General features: G+C 62.6%; 22 protein-coding genes. 15 read left to right on the top strand and 7 right to left on the bottom strand.

Annotated features, from left to right (window positions below):
- Window positions 1-155: 155 nt before the first annotated feature.
- The 14 genes from GDV60_RS02975 to GDV60_RS02910 all read left to right on the top strand — a co-directional run bounded on the left by GDV60_RS02975 (window position 156) and on the right by GDV60_RS02910 (window position 13,697).
- Entirely contained in the window at window positions 156-890 is a 735-nt protein-coding gene (locus GDV60_RS02975) for a glycosyltransferase family 2 protein (RefSeq protein WP_133713952.1), read from the top strand.
- Window positions 887-1,825, top strand: a complete 939-nt coding sequence (locus GDV60_RS02970) for a glycosyl transferase (protein WP_104911428.1) — start codon at window positions 887-889, stop codon at window positions 1,823-1,825. The genes GDV60_RS02975 and GDV60_RS02970 overlap by 4 nt, the downstream gene beginning before the upstream one ends.
- Window positions 1,806-3,350: a histidine ammonia-lyase gene (hutH, locus tag GDV60_RS02965; protein ID WP_104911427.1), complete on the top strand. Its 1,545-nt coding sequence runs from the start codon at window positions 1,806-1,808 to the stop codon at window positions 3,348-3,350. Before GDV60_RS02970 ends, hutH begins: the two co-directional genes overlap by 20 nt.
- Window positions 3,343-3,771, top strand: coding sequence for a thioesterase family protein (locus GDV60_RS02960; protein WP_029296114.1), 429 nt, complete (start codon window positions 3,343-3,345; stop codon window positions 3,769-3,771). The genes hutH and GDV60_RS02960 overlap by 8 nt, the downstream gene beginning before the upstream one ends.
- Window positions 3,772-4,166: 395 nt before the next feature.
- Entirely contained in the window at window positions 4,167-4,817 is a 651-nt protein-coding gene (locus GDV60_RS02955) for an outer membrane lipoprotein carrier protein LolA (protein ID WP_159909173.1), read from the top strand.
- Entirely contained in the window at window positions 4,807-7,119 is a 2,313-nt protein-coding gene (locus GDV60_RS02950) for an MMPL family transporter (protein ID WP_159906230.1), read from the top strand. The genes GDV60_RS02955 and GDV60_RS02950 overlap by 11 nt, the downstream gene beginning before the upstream one ends.
- Window positions 7,120-7,176: 57 nt before the next feature.
- Window positions 7,177-8,424 (top strand): NAD(P)/FAD-dependent oxidoreductase, encoded by a 1,248-nt coding sequence (locus tag GDV60_RS02945; protein ID WP_224791170.1) that lies wholly within the window; start codon window positions 7,177-7,179, stop codon window positions 8,422-8,424.
- A gap of 11 nt (window positions 8,425-8,435) precedes the next feature.
- Window positions 8,436-9,170 carry a class I SAM-dependent methyltransferase gene (locus GDV60_RS02940; protein WP_169870417.1) on the top strand — a complete coding sequence of 245 codons (735 nt, stop codon included), beginning with the start codon at window positions 8,436-8,438 and terminating at the stop codon, window positions 9,168-9,170.
- The gene (locus tag GDV60_RS02935; RefSeq protein WP_159906226.1) at window positions 9,167-9,649 is read left to right on the top strand and encodes a DUF3261 domain-containing protein; all 483 of its coding nucleotides are present in this window, start codon (window positions 9,167-9,169) and stop codon (window positions 9,647-9,649) included. Before GDV60_RS02940 ends, GDV60_RS02935 begins: the two co-directional genes overlap by 4 nt.
- The gene (locus GDV60_RS02930) at window positions 9,646-10,812 is read left to right on the top strand and encodes a beta-ketoacyl-[acyl-carrier-protein] synthase family protein (protein WP_159906224.1); all 1,167 of its coding nucleotides are present in this window, start codon (window positions 9,646-9,648) and stop codon (window positions 10,810-10,812) included. The genes GDV60_RS02935 and GDV60_RS02930 overlap by 4 nt, the downstream gene beginning before the upstream one ends.
- Entirely contained in the window at window positions 10,809-11,273 is a 465-nt protein-coding gene (locus tag GDV60_RS02925) for a hotdog family protein (RefSeq protein ID WP_159906222.1), read from the top strand. Before GDV60_RS02930 ends, GDV60_RS02925 begins: the two co-directional genes overlap by 4 nt.
- Window positions 11,266-11,994 (top strand): 3-oxoacyl-ACP reductase FabG, encoded by a 729-nt coding sequence (gene fabG, locus GDV60_RS02920; RefSeq protein WP_159906220.1) that lies wholly within the window; start codon window positions 11,266-11,268, stop codon window positions 11,992-11,994. Before GDV60_RS02925 ends, fabG begins: the two co-directional genes overlap by 8 nt.
- Entirely contained in the window at window positions 11,994-13,220 is a 1,227-nt protein-coding gene (locus tag GDV60_RS02915) for a beta-ketoacyl-ACP synthase (RefSeq protein WP_070996545.1), read from the top strand. The genes fabG and GDV60_RS02915 overlap by 1 nt, the downstream gene beginning before the upstream one ends.
- Before the next feature lie 27 nt (window positions 13,221-13,247).
- Complete coding sequence (locus tag GDV60_RS02910; protein ID WP_159906218.1) at window positions 13,248-13,697, top strand: hypothetical protein; 450 nt, start codon at window positions 13,248-13,250, stop codon at window positions 13,695-13,697.
- 236 nt (window positions 13,698-13,933) lie between these two features.
- Here the strand turns inward: GDV60_RS02910 and GDV60_RS02905 are convergent, their stop codons facing one another.
- Window positions 13,934-14,317, bottom strand: a complete 384-nt coding sequence (locus GDV60_RS02905) for a type II toxin-antitoxin system PemK/MazF family toxin (protein WP_159906216.1) — start codon at window positions 14,315-14,317, stop codon at window positions 13,934-13,936.
- Between the two features lie 87 nt (window positions 14,318-14,404).
- Window positions 14,405-15,298, bottom strand: coding sequence for a LysR family transcriptional regulator (locus GDV60_RS02900; protein WP_029296092.1), 894 nt, complete (start codon window positions 15,296-15,298; stop codon window positions 14,405-14,407).
- Between the two features lie 155 nt (window positions 15,299-15,453).
- On the opposite strand from GDV60_RS02900, the gene GDV60_RS02895 reads away from it, so the two are divergent.
- A complete protein-coding gene (locus GDV60_RS02895) occupies window positions 15,454-16,686 on the top strand; it encodes an MFS transporter (RefSeq protein WP_240160215.1) in 1,233 nt (410 codons plus the stop codon).
- A gap of 238 nt (window positions 16,687-16,924) precedes the next feature.
- Here GDV60_RS02895 and GDV60_RS02890 read toward each other — a convergent pair whose 3' ends face one another.
- The 5 genes from GDV60_RS02890 to gltB form a co-directional block, all read right to left on the bottom strand.
- The gene (locus GDV60_RS02890) at window positions 16,925-18,196 is read right to left on the bottom strand and encodes a type II toxin-antitoxin system HipA family toxin (protein ID WP_159906214.1); all 1,272 of its coding nucleotides are present in this window, start codon (window positions 18,194-18,196) and stop codon (window positions 16,925-16,927) included.
- The gene (locus GDV60_RS02885) at window positions 18,189-18,452 is read right to left on the bottom strand and encodes a helix-turn-helix transcriptional regulator (RefSeq protein ID WP_224791169.1); all 264 of its coding nucleotides are present in this window, start codon (window positions 18,450-18,452) and stop codon (window positions 18,189-18,191) included. The genes GDV60_RS02890 and GDV60_RS02885 overlap by 8 nt, the downstream gene beginning before the upstream one ends.
- Before the next feature lie 122 nt (window positions 18,453-18,574).
- Window positions 18,575-19,642: a uroporphyrinogen decarboxylase gene (hemE, locus tag GDV60_RS02880; RefSeq protein WP_029296084.1), complete on the bottom strand. Its 1,068-nt coding sequence runs from the start codon at window positions 19,640-19,642 to the stop codon at window positions 18,575-18,577.
- 243 nt (window positions 19,643-19,885) lie between these two features.
- The gene (locus GDV60_RS02875; RefSeq protein WP_010213750.1) at window positions 19,886-21,304 is read right to left on the bottom strand and encodes an FAD-dependent oxidoreductase; all 1,419 of its coding nucleotides are present in this window, start codon (window positions 21,302-21,304) and stop codon (window positions 19,886-19,888) included.
- Window positions 21,305-21,336: 32 nt separating this feature from the next.
- On the bottom strand, window positions 21,337-25,782 hold the full coding sequence (gene gltB / locus GDV60_RS02870) for a glutamate synthase large subunit (RefSeq protein WP_159906212.1): 4,446 nt from the start codon (window positions 25,780-25,782) through the stop codon (window positions 21,337-21,339).
- Between the last annotated feature and the right edge of the window lie 105 nt (window positions 25,783-25,887).

The raw sequence follows: 25,887 nt of genomic DNA, 5'->3' as shown, positions 1-25,887 counted from the left end.
CAGCAGCCCCAAAACCGGCAACGGGATTCTGTCTGAAAAACCGCGTAGGGCTTTCTGGGGCTGCTGCGCAGCCCAGCGCGGGGCAAGCCCGCTCGCCACAGCCACAGCCACAGCCATAGCCCCATCCACCTCCCTACACCGCAAGCAGGCCTGTCATGCATAACCCCTGCGCCCTGATCCCGGTCTACAACCACGAAGCCGCCGTGCCCGCCGTGGTCCGTAGCCTGCTGGACCACGGCCTGCCCTGCCTGCTGGTGGACGATGGCAGCAGCCCGGCCTGCGCGGTGGTGCTGGCGCAACTGGCCAGCCTGGATAACGTGTCGCTGCTGACCCTGCCCGTCAATCAAGGCAAGGGCGCAGCCGTGATGGCCGGCTTTCGCGAAGCCGCGCGCCTGGGCTTTACCCATGCCCTGCAAGTAGACGCCGACGGCCAGCACGACCTGCGCGAAGTCGCGCTGTTTCTCGACGCCTCACGCACCCACCCTGATGCGGTGATCTGCGGCTACCCCGAATACGACGACAGCGTGCCCAAGGGCCGTCTCTACGCCCGTTACCTGACCCACTTCTGGGTATGGATCAACAGCCTGTCCCTGCAAATCCGCGATTCAATGTGCGGCTTTCGCATCTACCCCCTGCCTCCGGTGCTGGCGCTGATGGACTCGGCGCGGATCGGCAAGCGCATGGATTTCGACTCCGACATCCTCGTACGCCTGTCGTGGCGCAACCAGCCGATGCGTTGGCTGCCGACCAAGGTGCATTACCCGGCCGATGGCCTGTCGCACTTTCGGCTGTTCCACGACAACCTGCTGATTTCGTCGATGCACACCCGGCTGTTCTTCGGCATGTTGATGCGTGCGCCGTTGATTCTGTGGCGACGGTGGCAGGCATGAGCGACAGCCCCCGGCATTGGGCCGACCGCCAGGAGCGCGGCAGTTTCTGGCTGATGAAACTCACCGCGTTCGCCGCCAAAGTGCTCGGGCGCCGGCTGCTGAGCCCGCTGCTGTATGGCATCGTCCTGTACTTTTTCCTGTTTGGCCGCACCGCGCGCCGGAGCATCTGGCAATACCAGCAGCGCCTGGCCGACTGGAGCGGGCGCGACGACCTGCGCCCCAGCCACACCAAGGTCTTCGGCCAGTTCATGGCCTTCGCCGACGCCTTGCTGGACAAGCTCGATGTGTGGAACGGCAAGCTGCGCCTGGAGCAGATCGAAATCATCGACCCCGCCCAACTGCGCGGGCAACTGCGCGGCGAGCGCGGGCAGATGCTGGTGGGCGCCCACCTGGGCAACCTGGAAGTGTGCCGCGCCCTGGCGGAACTGGGCGAGAAAGTCACCATGAACGTGCTGGTGCATACCAAGCATGCCGAACAGTTCAACCGCCTGCTGGGCGAAGCCGGGGCGAGTAACCTGCGCCTGATCCAGGTCAGCGAACTGGACCCGGCGGTGATGCTGCTGCTAAGCCAGCGCCTGGACGACGGTGAATGGCTGGCGATTGCCGGCGACCGTATCCCGCTGCATGGCGGGCGCACGGTGCGCGTGGACTTTCTCGGCCATGACGCGGCATTCCCCCAGGGCCCCTGGCTGCTGGCCGGCCTGCTCAAATGCCCGGTCAACCTGCTGATGTGCCTCAAGCACCAGGGGCGCTATCGATTGATCATCGAGCCCTTCGCCCAATTGATCGAATGGAAACGCAGCGACCGCCAGCACGTAATCGCCCACTGGACCGCCCGCTATGCCGAGCGCCTGGGCCAGTTCTGCCTGCAAGCGCCCCAACAATGGTTCAACTTTTACCCTTTCTGGAAGACCGATGACGACGCATCTGCTTGAGCCGGTAACCTTCGGCGAACTCCCTTTGCGCATCGAAGACGTGCTGGCCCTGGCCAACCGTCAGGCGCCTACCCGCCTGCAAGACGATGCCGGTTACCGCCAGCGCATCGCCAAGGGCGCGCAGTTCCTCGATTCGCTGCTGGACAAGGAAGGCGTGATCTACGGCGTGACCACCGGCTACGGCGATTCGTGTGTGGTGGCGGTACCGTTGCAGCATGTCGAGGCTTTGCCGCGTCACCTGTACACCTTCCACGGCTGCGGCCTGGGCAAGTTGCTCGACGCCCAGGCCACCCGTGCGGTGCTGGCGGCGCGCTTGCAGTCGCTGTGCCATGGCGTGTCCGGGGTACGGGTTGAACTGCTGGAGCGCCTGCAGGCGTTCCTTGAACACGACATCTTGCCGCTGATCCCCGAAGAGGGCTCGGTGGGCGCCAGCGGCGACCTGACGCCGCTGTCCTACGTGGCCGCAACCTTGTCCGGCGAGCGCGAAGTGTTGTTCCACGGCGAGCGCCGCCAAGCCGCCGACGTCCACCGCGAGCTGGGCTGGACACCGTTGGTGCTGCGGCCCAAGGAAGCTCTGGCACTGATGAACGGCACCGCAGTGATGACCGGCCTCGCCTGCCTGGCCTTTGCCCGCGCCGACTACCTGCTGCAACTGGCCACGCGTATTACCGCGTTGAACGTGGTGGCGCTGCAAGGCAACCCGGAGCACTTTGACGAGCGCCTGTTCGCCGCCAAGCCGCACCCCGGGCAGATGCAGGTTGCGGCCTGGCTGCGCAAGGACCTGGCCATCGACGCCCCGACCGCGCCGCTGCACCGTTTGCAGGACCGCTACTCGCTGCGCTGCGCGCCCCACGTCCTCGGTGTGCTGGCCGACAGCCTGAACTGGCTGCGTTCGTTTATCGAGATCGAACTCAACAGCGCCAACGACAACCCGATCATCGACGCCGAAGCCGAGCGCGTGCTGCACGGTGGGCATTTCTACGGCGGGCATATCGCCTTTGCCATGGACAGCCTGAAAAACCTGGTGGCCAACGTCGCCGACCTGCTCGACCGGCAACTGGCACTGCTGGTGGACGAGCGCTACAACCATGGTTTGCCGAGCAACCTGTCGGGCGCCCCGGCGGATCGCGCGATGATCAACCACGGCTTCAAGGCTGTGCAGATCGGCACCAGCGCCTGGACCGCCGAAGCGTTGAAAAACACCATGCCGGCCAGCGTGTTCTCGCGCTCCACCGAGTGCCACAACCAGGACAAGGTGAGCATGGGCACCATCGCCGCCCGCGATGCGATCCGCGTGCTGGAGCTGACCGAACAGGTGGCCGCCGCCACCTTGCTCGCCGCCAACCAGGGCGTGTGGCTGCGCGCCCAGGTTGAAGATGCACGGCCATTGCCGCCGGCCCTGGCGGCCATGCACATCGAGCTGGCCAAGGACTTCCCTCCGGTGATTGAAGACCGCGCCCTGGAAGGCGAACTGCGCCTGTGCCTGCAACGCATCGCCGCGCAACACTGGAGGCTGCATGCGTAGCCCCGGCGTATTGCACAGCGACACGCAGATCCTCGTGCCGTTCTTCGACATCGACACGATGAACGTGGTCTGGCACGGCCATTACGTGAAATACCTGGAAATCGCCCGTTGCGCGCTGCTGGACAAGCTCGGCCACAACTACACGGCGATGCTCGAATCCGGCTATGCGTGGCCGGTGATCGACATGCAACTGCGCTACGTGCGTGGCGCCACCTTTGGCCAGACCATCAACGTGCGCGCCAGCCTGGTGGAGTGGGAGAACCGCTTGAAGGTCAACTACCTGATCACCGACCTTGCCAGCGGCGAACGCCTGACCCGCGCCAGCACCGTGCAAGTGGCCGTCGAAATCGCCAGCCGCGAAATGCAGTTGGCCTCGCCCAGCGTATTCACCACCGCCGTCGAAAGGGCCCTGAAATGCTGACCCCTGTGGGAGCGGGCTTGCCCGCGATGGTCGTCAACGATAGCGCGGGGTGCCTGACACTGCGCGGCGTCCTCGGGTTTTTCGCGAGCAAGCTCGCTCCTACAGAGGGGCGGCGAAAGGACCTCCCTGTGGGAGCGGGCTTGCCCGCGATGGTCGTCAACGATAGCGCGGGGTGCCTGACACTGCGCGGCGTCCTCGGGTTTTTCGCGAGCAAGCTCGCTCCTACAGAGGGGCGGCGAAAGGACTTCCCTGTAGGAGCGGGCTTGCCCGCGATGGTCGCCAACGATAACGCGGGGTGCCTGACACTGCGCGGCGCCCTCGGGTTTTTCGCGAGCAAGCTCGCTCCTACAGAGGGCCGGCGAAAGGACTTCCCTGTAGGAGCGGGCTTGCCCGCGATGGTCGTCAACGATAACGCGGGGTGCCTGACACTGCGCGGCGTCCTCGGGTTTTTCGCGAGCAAGCTCGCTCCTACAGGGGTTGGGTTGTTTTTGAGCTTTGGGGCTTATGCCTTCGACTTGCAACAACTGAGCGATCAGTTGGCCAAGCCCTCGGTGATCCACGGCAGTTTCATCCAGGAGAAACACCTGCGTGCCCTGCCCCAGCCGTTGACCAGCAAAGGCACCTTCGTATTGGCCCGGGACCACGGCCTGCTCTGGCTGCTCAAAACCCCGTTGCAACAGGACTATCGCATCAACGCCCAAGGCATAGCCCGCCGCGATGCCAGCGGCTGGCAGCCCCTGCCGAACAAAAGCGCCGGCGCTGAGCAGAACCGTTTGTTCCTTGCCGTGCTGCAAGGCGACAGCAGTGGCTTGCAGCGCGACTTCGAGTTGCAACTGCAAGGTGAGGCCAAGGCCTGGAAACTCACGCTGATCCCACGCTCGCTGCTGCTCAAGCAAGTGTTCACCCAGATCAATATCGATGGCGGCGAGTTGGTGCACACCATCGAACTGCTGGAAACCCAGGGCGACAGTACCCTGTTGCGCATGCAGGACAGCACCAGCACACAACCCTTGAGCGACGCGGAGCAACACGACTTTGCCCAGTGAGCGTTGGTTGCCGCGTCTGTTCCTGATCCTGCTGGTGGCCGTGCTGGCCCTGGCCGGCTGGCAATGGCGCCATGGCGCGCCGTTGTCGGCGAACCTGATGGAGCTGGTGCCGGGCAACACCCCGAACGCCCTGGAACTGGCGGCCGAGCAACGCATGCAAGAGCCGCTGAACCGCGAGATGCTGGTGCTGGTCGGGCATGCCGAGCGCCAGCAAGCGCTGACCATGGCCCAACAACTGGGTGAGCGCTGGCAAGCCAGTGGCCTGTTTGAGAAGGTCACCTGGACTCTGCAGGCCGACCTGCCAGCCCTGCGCCAGCAACTGCTGCAAGGGCGCCTGGCGATGCTTTCGGCCAAGGACCGCGAACAGTTGATCGCCGAGCCCGAAGCCTTTATCCAGCAGCGGGTGCAGACACTGTTCGACCCCTTTACCGGCTTCAGCCTGGTGTCGAGCCAGGACGACTGGCTGGGCCTGACCGGGCGCATCCAGAACAGCCAGCCGCAACACGGCGCGGTGCAGCTGGATATCGGCAGCGGCGCGTTGATCGCCGATGCCGACGGGCAAAGCTGGGTGCTGCTGCGCGCGCGTACCCAGGGCAATGCCTTTGATATGAAACTGCCGCTGCAAGTCGCCGACCTCCTGCAAGCAAGCCGCGACCAGGCCAGCGAGCAAGGCGTGCAACTGCTTGCCGCCAGCGGCCTGCTGTACGCGGCCAACGGTCAACAGCAGGCCAGCCGCGAGATGACCTGGGTCGGCGGCGGCGCGACCGTGGGTATTCTGTTGCTGTTGCTGTTGGCGTTCCGCCGTTGGCGCGTGTTGCTGGCCTTTGTCCCGGTGCTGGTGGGCATGCTGTTTGGCGCAGTCGCCTGCGTGGCGCTGTTTGGCCATATGCATGTAATGACCCTGGTACTGGGCGCAAGCCTGATCGGCGTGGCGGTCGACTACCCACTGCATTACCTGTCCAAGAGCTGGAGCCTGCAACCCTGGCGCAGTTGGCCGGCCTTGCGCCTGACCCTGCCGGGCCTGAGCCTGAGCCTGGCCACCAGTTGCATCGGCTACCTGGCCCTGGCCTGGACGCCATTCCCGGCGCTGACCCAGATCGCGGTGTTCTCCGCCGCCGGCCTGGTGGGCGCCTATCTGTCGGCAGTGTGCCTGTTGCCGGCGCTGCTCAACGGCATCGACCTGCGCCCGGCGCAATGGCCACTGCGGGTCGCCGAGTTCCTGCTGGGGGTGCGCGAGTCGCTGCTCAAGCGCCTGCCAAGCCAGGCGCTGCTGGTGCTGGCCCTGCTGTTCTGCGCCGGTGGCCTGTGGCAGCTGAACAGCAAGAACGATATTCGCCAGTGGATCGGCGCGCCGCCGCAGTTACTGCAAGAGGCCCAGGCCATTGCGCGGATTACCGGCTACCAGCCCACCAGCCAGTTCTTCCTGGTGCGGGCGGACAATCAACAGCAGTTGCTGGAACGCCAGGCTGCCCTGAGCCAACGCCTGGATCAACTGGTGCACATGGACAAGCTGCAGGGTTACCTGGCACTCAATCAACTGGTCAGCACCCCCAGCCAACAGCAGCAAGTGCGCGAGGCCCTCTCGCAGTTGCCGGCGCTGTGGCAACCGCTGCTGGACCTCGGCATCCCCGCCAGCGCCCTGCAAGCCGAACTGGCGCAACTGCAGGCGCTGCCCACCGAAGATATCGACGACGCCCTGAACGGACCATTGGCCGAGCCCTGGCGCCTGTTGTGGCTGGGCAATGTCGATGGCGGCGTGGCAGCGATGGTCAGCCTGCAAGGCCTGAACAACCCGGCGCTGCTGCGGATCCAGGCCCAGGACTTAGCGGGGGTGGAGCTGGTAGACCGCCTCGGCGACTTGAACCAGGTATTTGCCGCGACCCAGGTCAGCGCCGCCGAATTGAAATTATTGTCCTGTGTACTGATCGTCTTGCTGCTGGTCCTGCCCTTTGGCCTGGGTGGCGCACTGCGGATTGTCGCCCTGCCGCTGCTGGCCGCCCTGTGCAGCCTGGCCAGCCTCGGTTGGCTGGGGCAACCGTTGACCCTGTTCAGCCTGTTTGGCCTGCTGCTGGTCACAGCGATCAGCGTCGATTATGCGATCCTCATGCGCGAACAGATCGGCGGTGCCGCGGTCAGTCTGCTGGGGACATTGCTGGCCGCCGTCACCACCTGGCTGTCCTTTGGTTTGCTGGCAGTCTCCAGCACCCCGGCGGTGAGTAACTTCGGCCTGTCGGTCAGCCTGGGCCTGGCCTTCAGCTTTATGCTGGCACCCTGGGCCGGCCGCCAGGAACATGCGCCATGATGCCCACTAATTTTTTTCAGTTGAATGTGATGATCGCCAACCCGGCAAGGAGCCACAGTGCCCACAGTTGAAATGGAACGTCGCCAGGTCGTGGTGATCGGTGCCGGCCCGTCCGGTGCCATTGCGGCCGCGTTGCTCAAGCGTAACGGGCATGATGTGTTGATCATCGAGCGCGAGCACTTCCCGCGTTTTTCCATCGGCGAGAGCCTGCTGTCCCACTGCATCGACTTTATCGAAGAAGCCGGCATGCTCGAGGCGGTCAACGCCGCCGGCTTCCAGCTGAAAACCGGCGCCGCGTTTGCCTGGGGCGAGCGCTACAGTGCCTTTGATTTCGGTGACACGTTCAGTGAAGGCAAGCCCACTACCTTCCAGGTCCAGCGGGCCGATTTCGACAAGTTGCTGGCCGATCAGGCGGCGTTGCAAGGCGTAGAGATCCGTTACGGCCAGACCCTGGTCGGCGTGGACTTCGCCGCTGGCCACCGCTACCTGCATGTGCGCCGCGAGAATGGCCGCGAATACCACATCAAGGCCGGCTTCGTGCTCGACGCCAGCGGTTACGGCCGCGTGCTGCCCCGCCTGCTGAACCTGGAAGCACCCTCGAACTTTCCGTTGCGCCAGGCGGTGTTCACCCATGTCGAAGACCGTATCGAACACCCAGGCTTCGACCGCACCAAGATCCTCATCACCACCCACCCCACCCAGCGTGATATCTGGTTCTGGACCATCCCGTTCAGCAACGGGCGCTGCTCGGTGGGCGTGGTCGCGGCCAAGGAGCATTTCGACGGTTGTGATGGGGATCTCGATGCCTGCCTGCGCGGCTTTATCGAACAAACCCCGAGCCTGTCCAACGTTCTGGCGAACGCAGTGTGGGATACCCCGGCGCGGACCATCGGCGGCTACTCGGCCAACGTCACCACCTTGCACGGCCCCGGCTTTGCGCTGCTGGGCAACGCGGCGGAGTTCCTCGACCCGGTGTTCTCCTCGGGCGTGACCATCGCCATGCGCTCGGCCAGCATGGCCGCAGGCGTCCTGCATCGCCAGCTCAAAGGCGAGAGCGTGGACTGGCAGACCGAGTTTGCCGAACCGCTCAAGCGCGGGGTCGATACCTTCCGTTGCTACGTCGAAGGCTGGTACGCCGGCACGTTCCAGGATGTGATCTACCACCCTGGCAGCTCCCCGGAAATCCGCCGCATGATCAGCTCGATCCTCGCCGGTTATGCCTGGGACGAACGCAACCCCTTTGTCAGCGAACCCAAGCGCCGTTTGCGGATGCTTTCGGAAATCTGTGCGGGGGAAAACCTATGAGCAGCCCATCTGTGTCAAAAGAGTACTTGAGCAAAAACTACGTCGAAGAGACCAAATTCGGCTTCTGGTTCCTGCGCAGCCACACCTGGCAGCATCACGTCTTGCGCGTGGCGATCAACGACCTGCGCAGCCTGTTCAGCGACCCGTTGCCAGAAGCACCAGTGCTGCTGGATGCCGGTTGCGGCCAGGGCAAATCGTTCCGTTACCTGCAGCAGGTGTTCGCCCCCGAGCGCCTGATCGGCCTTGACGCCGACCCGCACAGCCTCGACTTGAGCCGTGCCGAAGCCGCACGCCAGGGCATTGAGATCGAATTGATCGGCAGCGATTGCGCAACGCTTAAAGTGGCCGATGAAAGTGTCGACATCCTGTTCTGCCACCAGACCTTCCACCACCTGGTGGAGCAGCAACGGGCACTGACCGAGTTTTACCGGGTGCTCAAGCCCGGCGGTTACCTGCTGTTTGCCGAGTCCACCGAAGCCTATATCGATACCTGGGTGATTCGCTGGCTGTTCCGCCACCCGATGCATGTGCAGAAAAGCGCCGCCGAGTACCTGGAGATGATCCGCGACCAGGGTTTCGAGTTCGGCCCGCAGAATGTCTCGTACCCGTACCTGTGGTGGAGCCGCTCGGCAGACTTCGGCCTGCTGGAGCGCTGGGGCCTGCGCCAGCCCAAGCCGTTTGGCGAGCGTGAAGAAACCCTGGTGAATGTGGTCGCACGCAAGCCACTCACAGGCACGCCAGCATGATGCGTGCGTTGTTGATCGGCTGCCTGTTGCTGCTGGCCGCGTGTGCCAGCCAGCCGCCGCTGCCGGTGCATACGCCAAGCCTGGCCTTGCCCGTGCAACTGCATATCGAGCGCGAGCAGGACGGCCAGCGCCAGGACTGGCTGCTGGTGATCCAGCGCGAGGGCGAAGCACTGCGCTGGTCGCTGATGGACCCACTGGGCATCCCCCTCGCCCGGCAAAAACTGGTGGCCGGCAGTTGGCAAGCGGATGGTTTATTGCCGCCCAACCCCCAAGCCCGTGAATTGTTTGCCGCCTTGCTGTTCGCTTTGACGCCCGCCGCCGAGCTGCCAGGCAGCTATCCCCAAGCCCGTGAGGACGACGGTGTGCGGGCGCTCAAGCCGCATTGGCAAGTGATTTACCGCGCGCCCTTGACCTTCACCGTGAGCATGCCCGCCCAGCACCTGGATTATCGCGTCACCGCGCTTGAGAGCAGCCCATGACCGCCTACCTCAATGCCCTCGGGATCATCTGCGCCTTGGGCCGTGGCCAGCAGCAAGTGCGGCGCAACCTGTTTGCCGGGGATTGCTCGGGCATGCGCGCCGAGAGCGGCTGGGTGCCCGATCGGGTACTGCCGGTGGGCAGCGTGCCCGGCGAACTGGCGGCGCTGCCGCCGCACCTGGCCCAGCAGAACAGCCGCAATAACCAGTTGCTGTTGGAAGCCGCCTTGCAGATCGAAGGCCCGATCCGGCAGGCGATCCAGACCTTTGGCGCCTCGCGCGTCGGCATCGTACTGGGCACCAGCACCTCGGGCATCGATGAAGCCAGTCGCGGCATTGCCCATTACCTGCAGCAAGGGCAGTTCCCCGAAGATTACGACTACCGGCAACAAGAACTCGGCGCCCCGGCCAACTTCCTCGCCGACTGGCTGCAACTGAGCGGCCCGGCCTATGTGATTTCCACTGCCTGCACCTCCAGCGCTCGCGCGATGATGAGCGCGCGTCGCCTGCTGGACCTGGGCCTGTGCGATGCAGTGCTGTGTGGCGGGGTCGATAGCCTGTGCAAGCTGACCCTCAATGGCTTTACCTCCCTGGAGGCCGTGTCTTGCGAGCGTAGCAACCCGTTTTCGGTGAACCGCAATGGCATCAACATCGGCGAGGCGGCGGTGCTGTTCCTGATGAGCAAGACCCCGGCCCCCATTGCCCTGCTGGGCAGCGGCGCGAGCTGCGATGCACACCATATTTCCGCGCCGGAACCCACGGGCAAGGGCGCTTTGCAGGCGATGAGCAAGGCCCTGGCCAGTGCGAAGTTGGCACCGGAGCAGATCGGCTACCTGAACCTGCACGGCACCGCGACCCAGCACAACGACGCCATGGAAAGCCTGGCCGTGGCGACACTGTTTCCCGCTGGCGTAGCCTGTTCCTCGACCAAGCCGATGACCGGCCATACCCTGGGCGCCGCCGGGGCGCTGGAAGCAGCGTTCTGCTGGCTGAGCCTGGTCGAGGGCGCGCTGGCGCCGCATATCTGGGACGGCCAGGCCGACCCGGCGCTGCCCGCCCTGCGCTGGGCCAAGGTCGGCGACACCCTGGAAAAACGCTGCCTGATGAGCAACTCGTTTGCCTTCGGCGGCAATAACGTCAGCCTGATTATCGGAGACGCCCCATGATCAATTGGCCGCTCGCCGAACTGCTGCCCCACGCCGGGGACATGATCCTGATCGACCAGGTGCTGGCGTTCGATGAAGAGCAGATCCGCACCCGCCTCACCGTCAAGCCTGGCGGCCTGTTCAACCGCCCCGACGGCAGCCTGCCGGCCTGGGTCGGCGTCGAGTTGATGGCGCAAAGCGTCGCCGCCTATGCCGGCTGCCGGGCGCGGCAGAACGGTGAGGCCGTCGAGCTGGGGTTCCTGTTGGGCACCCGTAAGTTTGAATGCAACGTCGAGCACTTTCCCGTCGGCACCGAACTGACCATCCACGGCCTGCGCTCCCTGGAAGACGACAACGGCATGGGTGTGTTCGAATGCCACCTGACCGGCGACGGGATCCAGGCCAGCGCGCGCCTGAACGTATTTCGACCGCCCCAGGCGGCCAACTATTTAGCTGAATCGAAGGACACGCGTCATGACTGAATCCGTACTGGTCACCGGCTCCAGCCGGGGTATCGGCCGCGCTATCGCCCTGCGCCTGGCCCAGGCCGGCCATGACATCGTGCTGCATTGCCGCAGTGGTCGCGCCGGGGCGGATGCCGTACAGGTCGAAATCCAGGCCCTGGGCCGCAAGGCGCGGGTGCTGCAATTCGATGTGGCAGACCGTGCCACCTGCAAGCAGATCCTCGAAGCCGACGTTGAGGCCCACGGCGCCTATTACGGTGTGGTGCTCAACGCCGGGCTGACCCGCGATGGCGCGTTCCCGGCGCTGTCGGAAGACGACTGGGACGTGGTGATGCGCACCAATCTCGATGGGTTCTACAACGTGCTGCACCCGGTGATGATGCCGATGATCCGGCGCCGCGCGGCCGGGCGCATTGTGTGCATCACTTCGGTCTCGGGGCTGATCGGCAATCGTGGCCAGGTCAACTACAGCGCGTCCAAGGCCGGCTTGATCGGCGCGGCCAAGGCCCTGGCAATCGAGTTGGGCAAGCGCAAGATCACCGTCAACTGCGTGGCTCCCGGCCTGATCGACACGGCAATGCTTGATGAGAACGTGCCGGTGGAAGAACTGATGAAAATGATCCCCGCGCAACGCATGGGTACGCCCGAAGAAGTCGCCAGTGCGGTGAATTTCCTGATGTCGGCCGAAGCCGGCTACATCACCCGCCAGGTCCTGGCCGTGAACGGGGGCCTGTGCTGATGAAACGTGTGGTAGTCACCGGCATGGCCGGCATGACCTCCCTGGGCTGCGACTGGGAAACCATCGTCGCCAACTTCCGTGCCCAGCGCAGCGGCATCCGGCGCATGGATGAGTGGGATCGCTTCAGCGAACTGAACACCCGTTTGGCCGGGCCGATTGATGATTTTGTGGTGCCGGCCCACTGGACCCGCAAGCAACTGCGCAGCATGGGCCGGGTCTCGCGCCTGGCCGTGTGGGCCGCGGAGCAGGCGTTGCAGGACGCCGGCCTGCTGGGCGATGCGTCGATCAAGGACGGACGCATGGGCGTGGCCTGCGGCTCGTCCACCGGCAGCACCGATGAGATCAAGGCCTTTGGCAATATGCTGCTCAACTCGGTGGCCGAGGGCCTGAACGCCAACTCCTATGTGCGCATGATGCCGCACACCACGGCAGCCAATATCAGCATTTTCTTTGGCCTCACCGGGCGCCTGATCCCCACGTCCAGCGCCTGCACCAGCGGTAGCCAGGGCATCGGCTATGCCTATGAGGCGATCAAGTTCGGCCGCCTGCCATTGATGCTCGCCGGTGGCGCCGAAGAGCTGTGCCCCACCGAAGCCATGGTGTTTGATGCGCTCTACGCCACCAGCCTGAAAAACGACGCCCCGCAAACCAGCCCACGCCCCTACGACAGCGGCCGCGATGGCCTGGTGATCGGCGAAGGCGGCGGCATGCTGGTGCTTGAGGAGCTGGAACATGCCTTGGCCCGTGGCGCGCATATCCATGCCGAGATCGTCGGCTTTGGCAGCAACGCTGACGGCCAGCACACCACCCGTCCGGAGCAGGTCACCATGCGTCGCGCCATGGAACTGGCCCTGGAAGATGCCGGCCTGACGCCGGATGCCATCGGCTACGTCAACGGCCACGGCACCGCCACCGAACAAGGCGACATTGCCGAAACCCTGGCCACCAGCAGCCTGTTCGGCAGCCGCATGCCCATCAGTTCGCAGAAGAGCTTCCTGGGCCATACCCTGGGCGCCTGCGGCGCGCTGGAGTCGTGGTTCAGCATCGAAATGATGAACCGTGACCAATACGTGCCGACCTTCAACCTCGATCAAGTCGACCCGCGCTGCGGCGAACTGGATTACCTGCGCGGCGAGTTCCGCCAGATGCACAACGACTACGTGATGAACAACAACTTTGCCTTTGGCGGCGTCAACACGTCGCTGATCTTTCGCCGCTGGCAGTAAGCCTTTTATTTGATTGGAGAGAACGGAATGTCTTCGTTGCTACGCGCCACCCTCATCGCCCTGACCCTGCTGACCGCCGCCGGCTGTACCAGCAAACCGGTGCTCAACACCCAGCACGCGCTCGCCGCCAACGAGCGGGTCAGCGAAGAGAAAATGAAACAGAGCATCCTCACCGCCCTGGACAAGCGCAACTGGACCGTCCAGCGCGCCGACCCACGCCTGATCCAGGCCCAGATCAACGTGCGCAACCGCTACTACGCCGAGATCGACATCCGCTATACCGGCACCAGCTACGCCATCACCTACCGTGACAGCCAGGAACTGGGCTACAAGGACGGCAAGATTCATCGCAACTACAACCGCTGGGTGAGCATGCTCGACCGCGACATCATGGCCGGGCTGCGCACAAACGGCGCGGCGCAAGCGGGTACGGCGGCGCAGTTGTTCAAGGAGACGGGGACGTCGAAGCAGAACTGAGTGGCGCCTGGCAAGCCAGCATCCACCTAACACCAGAAACGACAAAGGGCGCCTTTCGGCGCCCTCTTCACAAGCAGGCTGGCTTGTCATCGCCTTTGTCCTGCCCGGCTCTGCGATAGCTGGATTTCCAGGATCCTCAGAGTCTCACAAGCCCCTTTCGGGAACTGGGGCAGTATGCCTGAAAAGCCGGATAGGACAATCCGTGGCAAAACGCCTCCTGTCAGCTAACCGATTCGTCAAAGGCCAAGTGCGCCACGCACCGCCGCCTTTACAGCCAAAAACTGCTCGCTGGAAAGTTCGTCGATTTTGTAAGTTCGTTTACCATGCCGATCCTTACTCTTGATTCGGTCAAGTCGTCCAAGGCTGACGGTGGCAACGATGTCGCATTTCGCCCAGCACACTGGGTTTGCGCCCTGTAAATGGCTTTCAAGCTGCAAGTGGTGTGCGAGTACCGTCTGCGCCGGCGTGGTACTTAGGGGCACAACCGTTACCAACAGCCTATTGGTCCTGTGCCTGCGTATCACAATGACAGGTCTGATCTTGATGATTTCCGGCACCTCATAACCTCGAAAATCACAAATCAACACACTGCCTTCTTTGGGTTGGTAGAGAAGTGTCATCCATGTCACTCAGTGAAAAAGAAACGATTTTGCGCAACGCCAAAGCAAATCACTAAACCGGTTCCGTTACCTGATATGTGACCGCCGCTACACCAACGCCTTGCGCGTCAGCAGCTCGACAAACGCCTTGGCCATGGGCGACTGCTGGTCCTTGCGCTGCACCAGCCACACCGCCGTCACTGCCTCCGGGTCGAGCAAGGTGCGGTAGACCACGCCGTCGATGCGGATGCGCTGGTACGAGGCCGGCAACACCGACACCCCCAACCCCGCCGCCACCAGGCCGATGATGGTCATGGCTTCGCCGGCCTCTTGTGCGAAGTACGGGCTGAAGCCGGCATCGCGGGCCAGGTTGATCAGTTGCGCATATAAACCACTGCCGTAGGCCCGTGGGAAAAACACAAAAGGTTCGTCAGCCAACTGCGTCAGGTGCAGGCCCCGCTCGCTGCCTTGGGCCAACGGATGGCCGGCACTCAGCACCGCCACCAGGGGCTCGCGCATCAACTCCACGACACTCAATGAGTCCGGCAAGGGCAGCGGGCGCATCAGGCCGACCTGGATCGACTCGTCCACCAGTGCCCCCGCCACCTCGGTGCTGCTCATTTCCTGCAGGTTCAGGTGCACCGCCGGGAAGGCCTGGCGAAAAGCAAAAATCGCCTGTGGGATGCTGGAGTTGAATGGCGCCGAAGAGGTGAAGCCGATCTTCAATTCGCCCAATTCCCCCAACTGCGCACGGCGCGCCACGTCTGCGGCCTTGTCGACCTGGGCCAGTACCAGGCGGGCTTCTGTGAGGAACAAGCGGCCAGCCTCACTCAGCTCGACCCGACGATTGGTACGTTCAAACAAGCGGGCGCCGACCTCCTGTTCCAGGGCCTGTATCTGCTGGCTCAACGGCGGCTGGGAGATGCCTAATACCTGGGCAGCCCGGCCGAAATGCAGCTCTTCAGCCACGGCGATGAAGTAGCGCAAGTGGCGCAATTCCATGAAAACCTCATTAGGTCGTAAAAGCTATCAAACAGGTCGAACAATATATTGGAAAGAATCATTAGCCAGCTATATTCTTTTTTCATTGCCAGCCCTGGCAGCCTTTGCCACCGAGGTCCCGCGTGAAATCTGCTGTTGCTCCACTCGCCCAGGAACTGCCACCCACCGCCCTCGACGAGGTGGTGGCGCAACTCAACGATGTGTACATCGAAAAAGATACGCCGATGTTCATGCGCACGGTGCTGGCCCTGTTTTCCGGCGGGTTTGCCACCTTTGCCCTGCTGTATTGCGTGCAGCCGATGATGCCGGCGTTGTCCCACGAGTTTTCCATCAATGCCGCGCAAAGCAGCCTCATCCTCTCTGTCTCCACGGCGATGCTCGCTTTTGGCCTGTTGATCACCGGACCGATTTCCGACCGCCTGGGGCGCAAGCCAGTGATGGTCACCTCGCTGTTCTGCGCGGCGGTATGCACCATCGCCAGCGGCCTGATGCCGACCTGGGAAGGCATCCTGTTACTGCGTGCGCTGCTGGGCCTGTCCCTTAGTGGCTTGGCGGCCGTGGCCATGACCTACCTCAGCGAAGAGATCCATCCGCAGCACATCGGCCTGGCCATGGGCCTGTATATCGGCGGCAATGCGATTGGGGGCATGAGCGGGCGCCTGATCACCGGCGTGCTGATCGATTTCGTCAGTTGGCACACCGCGATGTTGATCATCGGCGCACTGGCACTGATTGCGGCAACCGTGTTCTGGAAGATCCTCCCCGAGTCGCGCAACTTCCGCGCCAGCAGCCTCAAGCCGCGCAACCTGATCAACGGCTTTGTCATGCACTTCAAGGATGCGGGCCTGCCGTGGCTGTTTCTCGAAGCCTTCGTACTGATGGGCGCCTTCGTCACGCTGTTCAACTACATCGGCTACCGCTTGCTGGCCGCCCCTTATGACATGAGCCAGGCGGTGGTCGGCCTGTTGTCAGTGGTGTACCTGTCGGGCATCTACAGCTCGGCGAAGATCGGCTCGCTGGCCGACCGCCTGGGCCGGCGCCGCATGTTGTGGGCCACTATCGTGCTGATGCTCGCCGGCATCACCCTGACCCTGTTCAGCCCGCTGCCACTGATCATCATCGGCATGTTGGTCTTCACCTTCGGCTTCTTCGGCGCCCATTCGGTGGCCAGCAGCTGGATTGGCCGACGGGCGCTGAAAGCCAAGGGGCAGGCGTCGTCGCTGTACCTGTTCAGCTACTACGCGGGGTCGAGTATTGCCGGTACAGCGGGGGGTGTTTTCTGGCACTACGGGGGGTGGAACGGGATTGGCGGGTTTATCGTTGCGCTGTTGATCGTTGCGCTGCTGGTGGCGTTGAAGCTGGCGAAGTTGGCGCCCCTCAAACGGTAGGAGCGGGCTGGCCATCGGTATCTACACAACATTCCGGCACTGACGAACTACCCCTGTGGCGAGCGGGCTTGTCCCGCGCTGGGCTGCGAAGCAGCCCCAGTAAGCCGAATGCGGTGTATCAGATACTCCGTAGCGGCTTATTGGAGCTGCTTCGCAGCCCAGCGCGGGGCAAGCCCGCTCGCCACAATGGCCCTGTCTGCTTGGATTTCGGCATTAATCGTCAGTCAGAAAAACCGCGTTACCGCGTTTTTTTCACCACAGGTTTTCGTTTCATACCGCCCACCAACGAGTCATGACACGCAATGGCACGCCCCGCATCCCATTCGGCCTGCATCGCCGAAAACAGCTCAACGTCGATTCGGGCTTGATGGGTGACGAGCGCCTCGGACATGGCCTCTGCGATTCGCTCGATGATTATCCCTGGCTTTTCCACGGCACAGTGTTTACGACCGAACTCCATCAGTTGCTGGCGATCCGGGTAGGTCTTCACCTTGTTCATCTTGATTGCCAACGTGCGATCAACCAATGAGCGTCCGGACTTGGGGTTGTAGTGTTCATACACCGTGGTGGTAGTCACATCAAACACCGGCGCCAACCGCACCGTTTCACGCGCGCCAGGATGGGTATAGAGCACCCCGAAGTTCTTCAAGTGCGCATCGCCATTGCGCACCATCACTGACAGGCAGACGGAAGAGAAAAACCGCTCAAGCTCGCGCAGCGGCTCGCCATGGGCACAGACATGGTCAATGACCGTAGCCAGGGTTTCGTAGCTCTGGGAATACTTGTAATTGTCATGGGGGTCTTTGTTGAGGCCCAAAAGCACCGCCATGTCTTCAAAACCCAGTCGCCCAGACGGTGTCAGGTCAAAGCGTTCCATGACAAACAGATCGCCTGCTTCGGACAACCAGAATGGCGGTGTTTCCAGCCCCGCAATGCGCGCGGCTTCCATGCAGAGGAATTCATTCTGGGCCAGATGAGCGTATTCATCGGCACCGGACTTTACGATCAGGTCGGAACTGAGCAGGGTTTTACGGCCACCGGCCAGCTTGTCCAGATCAGGCACCAACACTTTGGGCTGCACGCCGGAAATACCCGACTCGAAATAGGTCTGCACCAAAAACGCAAAGATGTCCTGGGTACTGTCAGCCGAAAGAATTTGGCCTAGCCCTACCTGGGCACGCACGGCAGCCGACGCTTCGACGGGGTTCTGATAGGTCAGGCGCCCGATCTGGTTCCCGCCAATAACCGATAGCAGGCGCATCTCATCTACCTGAATGTGCCTGGCCATACGGCGCTTTATCTGATCGGCGAGAAAACCTTCCGGCACGTTCATATCAAAAATCGGATGCAACACGTTGCTGACCGCAGGCGTCGGGTCATAAGGCATGACCAGCGACACCTCGCGCTCGGTATCGGCAGATGCGTACGCAAACGAGAACTGAGAGCCCTTGGACAACTCGCCCGAACGCCCCTGCGGGGTAACGACATTGAGTAACTTGACTCTACTCATCGTGCTCTACCAGGTCCGCCAGGGATTTGAGATCTATGCGTTTGTCGACGACTTCCAATGCCATCCCAAGTGCCGAGATCACCCGGAATACCGTGTACATCGCAACGTTCTCACCCGCTTCCAGATCAATGATGGTCTTGCGATTGCACTTGGCCCGATCCGCCAGTTGCGCCTGGCTGTAACCTTTGGCGCGACGTAACTGGCGTATCCTTTCGCCAAGTTGAGGTGGATTCGCCAGCAGCATGATGTCACCCATATTGGACTTTTTTAAATAAAAAGCAGAATAAGTCCTATATGAAGGACTTTACTAGCACCTTACGTCTGTTTCGGGCCCAAAAAAACGCCCAGCCTAAGCCGGGCGTTTTTTATGAGCTGAAATCACTCGTGATACTGCGCCGACAACTCATGCACCGCCCGCAGGAACGCGCCTGCATGCTCCGGGTTCACTTCCGGGGTGATGCCGTGGCCAAGGTTGAACACGTGGCCACTGCCCTTGCCGTAGCTGGCGAGGATGCGACCTACTTCGGTACGGATGGCTTCGGGCTTGGCGTAGAGCACGGTCGGGTCCATGTTGCCTTGCAGGGCCACTTGGTTGCCCACACGGCGACGGGCTTCGCCCAGGTCGCAGGTCCAGTCCAGGCCCAGTGCGTCGGCACCGGCGTCGGCAATGCTTTCCAGCCACAGGCCGCCGCCCTTGGTGAACATGATCACCGGCACTTTGCGGCCTTCGTGTTCGCGGATCAGGCCGCTGACGATTTTGCGCATGTAGGCCAGGGAGAACTCCTGGTACGCCGCCGCCGACAGGTTGCCACCCCAGGTGTCGAAGATCTGCACCGCTTGCGCACCGGCCATGATCTGACCGTTGAGGTAGGAAATGACCGACTGCGCCAGCTTGTCCAGCAGCAGGTGCATGGCTTGTGGGTTGTCGTAGAGCATGGCCTTGGTCTTGCGGAAGTCTTTCGACGAACCGCCTTCGACCATATAGGTGGCCAGGGTCCACGGGCTGCCGGAGAAGCCGATCAACGGTACGCGGCCATTGAGCTCACGGCGGATGGTGCTGACGGCGTCCATCACATAACCGAGGTCTTTGTGGGGATCCGGGATCGGCAGGGCTTCGATATCGGCCAGGGTGCTGACCACTTTCTTGAAGCGCGGGCCTTCGCCGGTTTCAAAGTACAGGCCTTGGCCCATGGCGTCGGGGATGGTCAGGATATCGGAGAAGAGGATGGCCGCATCCAGTTGTGGATAGCGGTCCAGCGGCTGCATCGTGACTTCGCAGGCGAACTCCGGATTCATGCACAGGCTCATGAAATCGCCCGCATTGGCGCGGCTGGCGCGGTATTCCGGCAGGTAGCGACCGGCTTGACGCATCATCCACACCGGGGTGACGTCTACAGGTTGCTTGAGCAGGGCACGAAGGAAACGGTCGTTCTTGAGGGCAGTCATGTCGGCATCCGCAAAAAAAGTGCGGGCATTTTCTCAGAGCCGGACGCAAAAGGCACGGTTGCAGGTCAGCCTTTTGTCTATCGGGTCAATTTGTCGCGGACATGAGAGCGCTGCAAAACAAATGTGGGAGCGGGCTTGCTCGCGAATGCGGTGGCTCAGTCGACATATTTAGTGACTGATACAGCGCATTCGCGAGCAAGCCCGCTCCCACATTTTTGATCCCGTTACAGCAGGGGACCCGTATTAGACCTGCAAGTAGTCCAGGATGCCTTCGGCGGCGTTGCGGCCTTCGAAGATCGCGGTTACTACCAGGTCCGAACCGCGCACCATGTCGCCACCGGCGAAGATTTTCGGGTTGCTGGTCTGGTGCTTGTACTGGCCTTGTTCCGGGGCTACGACGCGGCCCTGGCTGTCGGTCTGGATCTGGAACTGCTCGAACCACGGCGCCGGGCTTGGACGGAAACCGAAAGCGATGACCACGGCGTCGGCCGGGATGATCTCTTCGGAACCCGGGATCGGCTCGGGGCTGCGGCGGCCACGGGCGTCCGGCTCGCCGAGACGGGTCTCGACCACCTTCACGCCTTCGACGCGATCTTCACCCACAATGGCGATCGGCTGGCGGTTGTAGAGGAATTTCACGCCTTCTTCCTTGGCGTTCTTCACCTCTTTGCGCGAGCCGGGCATGTTGGCTTCGTCACGACGATAGGCACAGGTCACCGACTTGGCGCCCTGGCGGATCGACGTGCGGTTACAGTCCATCGCGGTGTCGCCACCGCCCAGTACCACGACCTTCTTGCCTTTCATGTCGACGAAATCTTCCGGCGACTTTTCAAAGCCCAGGTTGCGGTTGACGTTGGCGATCAGGAAGTCGAGCGCGTCATACACGCCCGGCAGGTCCTCACCGGCAAAGCCGCCCTTCATGTAGGTGTAGGTGCCCATGCCCATGAATACCGCATCGTATTCTTCGAGCAACTGCTCCATGGTCACGTCTTTGCCGATCTCGGTGTTCAGGCGGAACTCGATGCCCATGCCGGTGAAGACTTCGCGGCGATTGCTCAGCACGGTCTTTTCCAGCTTGAACTCGGGGATGCCGAAGGTCAGCAGACCACCGATTTCCGGGTTCTTGTCGAACACCACCGGGGTCACGCCGCCGCGTACCAGCACGTCGGCACAGCCCAGGCCCGCCGGGCCTGCGCCGATGATGGCGACACGCTTGCCGGTCGGCTTGACCTTGGACATGTCCGGGCGCCAGCCCATGGCGAACGCGGTGTCGGTGATGTACTTCTCCACCGAACCGATGGTCACCGCGCCAAAACCGTCGTTGAGGGTGCAGGCACCCTCGCACAGACGATCCTGGGGGCACACCCGGCCGCAGACTTCCGGCAGGGTGTTGGTCTGGTGCGACAGCTCGGCGGCGGCGAGGATATTGCCCTCGGCTACCAGCTTGAGCCAGTTGGGAATGAAGTTGTGCACCGGGCACTTCCACTCGCAATACGGGTTACCGCAACCCAGGCAGCGGTGGGCCTGGTCGGCCGAGTGCTGGGGTTTGAAGGGCTCGTAGATTTCCACGAACTCTTTCTTGCGTTGACGCAACAGTTTCTTCTTCGGATCTTTGCGCCCGACATCGATGAACTGGAAGTCGTTATTCAGACGTTCAGCCATGTTAAAACCTCATCAAACTCTTCAGGCGCATATCACTGCGGGTTGGCACGGATGCTGGAAAGCAACGATTTCAGGTTGGCAGCCTTGGGCTTGACCAGCCAGAAACGACGCAGGTAATCATCGAGGTTCTCGGCGAGGTTACGACCCCATTCGCTGCCGGTCTCCTCGACGTACTCGTCCAGCACGTGCTGCAAGTGGTTCCGGTAGGACTCCATGGCTTCGCCGCTGATCCGCTGGATCTCGACCAACTCGTGGTTGACCTTGTCGACGAAGGTGTTGTCCTGGTCCAACACGTAGGCGAAACCGCCGGTCATGCCCGAACCGAAGTTGTAACCGGTCTTGCCCAGTACCGCGACAAAGCCCCCGGTCATGTACTCGCAGCAGTGATCGCCAGTGCCTTCGACCACGGTGTGGGCACCGGAGTTACGCACGGCGAAACGCTCACCGGCAGTGCCGGCAGCGAACAGCTTGCCACCGGTGGCGCCGTACAAGCAGGTGTTGCCGATAATGGCACTGTCCTGGGTCTTGTAGACGCTACCCGCTGGCGGAACGATCACCAGCTTGCCGCCAGTCATGCCCTTGCCCACGTAGTCGTTGGCGTCGCCTTCGAGGTACATGTGCAGGCCGCCGGCGTTCCACACGCCAAAGCTCTGGCCGGCCGTGCCCTTGAAGCGGAAAGTGATCGGCGCCTTGGCCATGCCCTGGTTGCCGTGCTTGCGCGCGATTTCGCCAGAGATCCGCGCACCGATGGAACGGTCGCAGTTGCAGATATCCAGGGCGAACTCGCCACCGCTGGCGTCATTGATCGAGGAGCCGGCCATATCGACCATCTTCTCGGCCAACAGGCCTTTGTCGAACGGCGGGTTGCGCTCTACCTGGCAGAACTGTGGCTTGTCTGCCGGGATGTGATCGCTGCCCAACAGCGGCGTCAGGTCCAGGTGGTGCTGCTTGGCGGTCTGGCCCTGGAGAATGTCCAGCAGATCGGTACGGCCGATCAGCTCTTCCAGGGAGCGCACGCCGAGCTTGGCCAGCCACTCACGGGTCTCTTCGGCGACGTAGGTGAAGAAATTCACCACCATGTCGACGGTGCCGATGTAGTGATCCTTGCGCAGCTTCTCGTTCTGCGTCGCCACGCCGGTGGCGCAGTTGTTCAGGTGGCAGATGCGCAGGTATTTGCAGCCCAGGGCGATCATTGGCGCGGTACCGAAGCCAAAGCTTTCGGCGCCGAGGATTGCGGCCTTGATTACGTCGAGGCCGGTTTTCAGGCCGCCGTCGGTCTGCACCCGGACTTTGCCGCGCAGGTCGTTGCCACGCAGGGTCTGGTGAGTCTCGGCCAGGCCCAGCTCCCACGGTGCACCGGCGTACTTGATGGAGGTCAGCGGCGATGCGCCGGTGCCGCCGTCATAGCCGGAGATGGTGATCAGGTCGGCATAGGCCTTGGCCACGCCAGCGGCGATGGTGCCCACGCCGGCTTCCGCCACCAGTTTCACCGAGACCAGGGCCTGCGGGTTGACTTGCTTGAGGTCGAAAATCAGCTGCGACAAGTCTTCAATCGAATAGATGTCGTGGTGCGGCGGTGGCGAAATCAGGGTCACGCCTGGCACTGCGTAACGCAGCTTGGCGATCAGGCCGTTGACCTTGCCGCCCGGCAGTTGCCCGCCTTCACCGGGCTTGGCGCCCTGGGCCACCTTGATCTGCAGCACTTCGGCGTTGACCAGGTATTCCGGGGTCACCCCGAAACGGCCAGTGGCGACCTGCTTGATTTTCGAGCTCTTGATGGTGCCGTAGCGCGCCGGGTCTTCGCCGCCTTCGCCGGAGTTGGAACGCGCACCCAGGCGGTTCATGGCTTCGGCCAGGGCTTCGTGGGCCTCGGGCGACAAGGCACCCAGGGAAATACCGGCGGAGTCAAAGCGCTTGAGGATCGATTCCAGCGGCTCGACTTCGGCGATGTCCATCGGCGTGTCCAGGGTCTTCACCTGAAACAGGTCGCGGATCATCGACACCGGGCGGGTATCCACCAGCGCGGTGTATTCCTTGAACTTGGCGTAGTCGCCCTGCTGCACAGCGGCTTGCAGGGTGTTGACCACATCCGGGTTGTACGCGTGGTATTCGCCACCGTGCACGAACTTGAGCAGGCCACCTTGCTGGATCGGCTTGCGCGCGCTCCAGGCTTCGGCCGCCAGGGCTTTCTGTTCGGCTTCGATATCGACGAAACGCGCCCCCTTGATGCGGCTCGGCACGCCACGGAAGCTCAGCTCGCAGACTTCTTCGGACAAGCCGATAGCTTCGAACAGTTGCGCACCGCGATAGGACGTGACAGTGGAGATGCCCATCTTCGACAGGATCTTCAGCAGGCCCTTGGTGATGCCTTTGCGGTAGTTCTTGAATACTTCGTACAGATCGCCCAGCACTTCGCCGGTACGAATCAGGTCGCCCAGTACTTCGTACGCCAGGAACGGATACACCGCCGAGGCGCCAAAGCCGATCAGCACCGCAAAGTGATGCGGGTCGCGGGCGGTGGCGGTCTCGACGAGGATGTTGGAGTCGCAGCGCAGGCCTTTTTCGGTCAGGCGGTGGTGCACCGCGCCGGTGGCCAGGGATGCGTGGATCGGCAGCTTGCCCGGGGCGATATGGCGGTCGGTCAGCACGATCTGCGTGCGACCGGCGCGCACGGCTTCTTCAGCCTGATCGGCGACGTTGCGCACCGCGGCTTCCAGGCCGAGGCTCTCGTCGTAGTTCAGGTCGATGATCTGGCGGTCAAAGCCTGGGCGCTCCAGGGTCATCAGCGAGCGCCACTTGGCCGGGGAAATGACCGGCGAACTGAGGATCACGCGTGAGGCGTGCTCTGGCGATTCCTGGAAGATATTGCGCTCGGCACCGAGGCACACTTCCAGGGACATCACGATGGCTTCACGCAGCGGGTCGATCGGCGGGTTGGTCACCTGGGCGAACTGCTGGCGGAAATAGTCGTATGGCGTGCGCACACGCTGGGACAGCACGGCCATTGGCGTGTCGTCGCCCATGGAGCCAACCGCCTCGTAGCCTTGCTCGCCGAGCGGACGCAGGACCTGGTCGCGCTCTTCGAACGTGACCTGGTACATCTTCATGTACTGCTTGAGCTGGTCGACGTCGTAGAAGGCCGAACCGTGGTCGTTGTCTTCCATGGTCGCCTGGATGCGCAGGGCGTTCTTGCGCAGCCATTGCTTGTACGGGTGGCGCGACTTCAAGCGGTTGTCGATGGCGTCGGTGTCGAGGATCTGCCCGGTTTCGGTGTCCACGGCAAGGATCTGGCCAGGGCCGACACGACCTTTGGCGATCACGTCTTCAGGCTGGTAGTTCCACACGCCAACTTCCGAGGCCAGGGTGATGAAGCCGTTGGTGGTGGTCACCCAACGCGCCGGGCGCAGGCCGTTGCGGTCAAGCAGGCACACCGCGTAGCGGCCGTCGGTCATGACCACGCCGGCCGGGCCGTCCCACGGTTCCATGTGCATCGAGTTGTACTCATAGAACGCCCGCAGGTCCGGGTCCATGGTCTCGACGTTCTGCCACGCTGGCGGAATGATCATGCGCACGCCACGGAACAGGTCGATGCCGCCGGTGACCATCAGTTCCAGCATGTTGTCCATGCTCGAGGAGTCGGAACCCACACGGTTGACCAGCGGGCCGAGCTCTTCGAGGTCCATCAAGTCGTTGGCGAACTTGGTGCGACGGGCCACGGCCCAGTTGCGGTTGCCGGTGATGGTGTTGATCTCGCCGTTGTGGGCGAGGAAGCGGAATGGCTGGGCCAGCGGCCATTTCGGCAGGGTATTGGTGGAGAAGCGCTGGTGGAACACGCAGATCGCGGTTTGCAGGCGCTCATCGCTCAGGTCTGGATAGAAGGCGGTCAAGTCCGCCGGCATCATCAGGCCTTTGTAAATGATGGTCTTGTGGGAAAAGCTGCAGATGTAGTGATCAGTGTCCAGGGCGTTGGCCACGGACGAGCGACGACGGGAGGTGAACAGCTTGATCGCCATGTCCTGGTCGCTCAGGCCGTCGCCTGCGATGAACACTTGTTCGATCTGCGGCAGGCGCTCGTGGGCCAGGCGGCCGAGCACACTGGTATCGATTGGCACTTTGCGCCAGCCAACCAGTTGCAGGCCAGCGGCGAGGATCTCGCGGTTCATGTTCTCGCGAGCGGCCTCGGCTTTGACCGGGTCCTGATTGAAGAACACCATGCCCACGGCGTATTGCTTGGGCAGATCGGCGCCGAAGGTTTCCTTGGCGACAGCGCGCAGGAACTGGTCGGGCTTTTGAATCAGCAAGCCGCAACCGTCACCGGTCTTGCCGTCAGCGTTGATCCCACCGCGGTGGGTCATGCAGGTCAGGGCCTCGATGGCCGTTTGCAGAAGGGTATGACTGGGTTCGCCCTGCATATGGGCTATCAGGCCGAAACCACAGTTATCCTTGAATTCATCGGGTTGGTACAGACCTGCTTTCATAGACACTTTCTCACCAGGCTGCCTCTTATTTCGAGGCAAATTTCTTTTCAATTCAACCGGTTACCTTCCACGCCGAACGTACGCCGGCTTAGCGGGGGCAAAAGG

The organism is Pseudomonas sp. DTU12.1 (assembly GCF_009873475.1).
GTDB lineage: Bacteria > Pseudomonadota > Gammaproteobacteria > Pseudomonadales > Pseudomonadaceae > Aquipseudomonas > Aquipseudomonas proteolytica.
This window is presented reverse-complemented; position numbering and strand designations above follow the sequence as displayed.